This is a genomic window from Candidatus Pelagibacter communis (assembly GCF_001180105.1).
Classification (GTDB): domain Bacteria; phylum Pseudomonadota; class Alphaproteobacteria; order Pelagibacterales; family Pelagibacteraceae; genus Pelagibacter; species Pelagibacter ubique_K.
On sequence record NZ_CVSO01000061.1, the window covers coordinates 1 to 2,316 of the forward strand.

Below are 2,316 nucleotides of genomic sequence, written 5' to 3' on the forward strand. Positions count from 1 at the left end.
TATTTAGAAAAAAACCTAAACAGAGGATTTGGTGATCAAGCTCTTTTTGAAATTGGCCCAGTTTTTGAAGGAAAAAAACCTGGTCAACAAATCACTGTTGTTTGTGGAGTTAAAAAACAATTTATAGATGAAGATAATAATTTTAATAAAAATGATTTAATAGATGTTTTTCATGTTAAAAAAGATTTAGTTCAATCATTAACGGAACTTGGAATAAAAAAAGAAGATTTTAAGGTTGAGGAAAATACACCTTCTTATTATCACCCGGGTATTTCAGGATCTATAGTTTCAAAAGATGGAAATCTTGTTTTTGGATATTTTGGTGCTTTGCATCCAAAAATAATTTCAAATACTTTTGGATTTGAAATCTTTTTAGAAAACTTAGTTGAATATAAAGCAAAAAATAAAAAGACTAAAGAAAGTCTAACTTTTTCAGATTATCAGAAGTCAGATAGGGATTTTGCTTTTTTAGTCAATAAAGATACTAGAGCTCAAGATTTAACAGAAGTTATCCAGAATTTAGATAAAAATTTAATTAAAGAAATAAAAATTTTTGATGTTTATGAAGGGGAAAATATTCCATCTGATAAAAAATCAATTGCATTAAAAGTAACAATTCAGTCCGATCATAAGACTTTAAATGAAAATGATCTCACAAATATATCAAAAAAAATAGTTAGCACTGTAGAGGAAAAAACTGGTGCAAAATTAAGATCGTAAATGTCTACTCTCGATAACATTAGAAATTTTGCTATTATCGCTCACATTGATCACGGGAAATCAACAATAGCAGATAGAATAATTCACAAATGCGGAGGTTTGACAGAAAGAGAGATGAAGGATCAGGTGTTAGATTCAATGGATATTGAGAGAGAACGAGGAATTACAATTAAGGCACAAACAGTGAAACTAAATTATAAAGCAAAAGACGGCAAAGAATACATTCTAAATATCATTGATACACCAGGCCATGTAGATTTTAGTTATGAGGTTAGTCGATCACTTTACGCATGCGAAGGATCCATATTAATTGTGGACAGTACACAAGGTGTGGAAGCCCAAACACTTGCTAATGTTTATCAAGCGTTAGATATAAATCATGAAATAATACCGGTGTTAAACAAAATTGATCTACCTGCGTCTGATTTAAATCGAACAAAAAAACAAATAGAGGATGTAATTGGTATAGACACATCTAACGCAGTTCCTTGCTCTGGAAAAACAGGCGAAGGTATAGAAGATATTTTAGAGTCAATTGTCTCGACACTACCCCCACCAAAAGGTGAGACTAAAGAACAATTAAAATGTTTACTTGTAGATAGTTGGTATGATTCTTATTTAGGGGTTATCATTTTAGTCAGAGTCATAGATGGAACATTAAAAAAAAATATGAAAATTAAAATGATGTCTACTGATCAGGAACACATAATTGAAAAGGTGGGTGTCTTTACACCGAAAGCAAGAGATATTGATGAACTTAAATCAGGTGAAATAGGATTTATTATTACAGGAATTAAAAATTTATCAGATACAAAAGTTGGTGATACTATTTGTGATGCTCAAAATCCTCTTAAAAAAGGTTTACCTGGTTTTAAACCAAGCAAACCAGTGGTCTTCTGTGGCTTATTTCCAGTTGATAGTTCTGAGTATCAAAAATTAAAAGATGGCTTGGCAAAATTACAATTAAATGACTCTAGCTTTTCTTATGAAGCTGAATCTTCATCAGCTCTCGGGCTTGGATTTCGTTGTGGTTTTTTAGGTTTACTTCATCTTGAAATAATCACAGAAAGACTTGAGAGAGAATTTGATATTAACTTATTAACAACAACACCGGGGGTAGTTTATAAAGTCCATTTAAATAATGGTAAAATTCAAGATTTACAAAATCCTTCAAATTTACCTGATCCAACTTTAATTAAATTTATAGAGGAACCATGGATAAAAGCTACAATAATTACGCCAGATCAATATTTGGGTTCCATAATGAAACTTTGTCAAAACAAAAGAGGGATACAAAAAAACTTAAATTACTCAGGTAACAGAGCAGTATTAAATTATGAAATACCTTTAAACGAGGTTGTTTTTGATTTTAATGATAGACTTAAGTCTATGACAAGTGGATATGCAAGCTTTGATTATGAAATAATGGGTCACCAGGAAGGTGAGCTAGTAAAATTAGGAATTTTAGTAAACTCTGAACCAGTTGATGCGCTTGCAATGATGGTTCACAAAGATTTTGCACAATCTATCGGTCGAGATGTATGTGAAAAATTAAAAGATTTAATACCGCGGCATAATTTTATGATTCCAGTTCAA

General features: G+C 30.9%; 1 protein-coding gene and 1 pseudogene. Both read left to right on the forward strand.

The genetic code is table 11. From position 1 onward, the window contains the following. Positions 1-720 (forward strand): annotated as a pseudogene (locus AMN84_RS03695) (phenylalanine--tRNA ligase subunit beta); the annotation flags it as partial. Further along, positions 721-2,316 (forward strand): translation elongation factor 4 (gene lepA / locus AMN84_RS03700; protein ID WP_075483479.1); only part of this gene is annotated, 1,596 nt, incomplete at its 3' end. It abuts the pseudogene before it with no gap.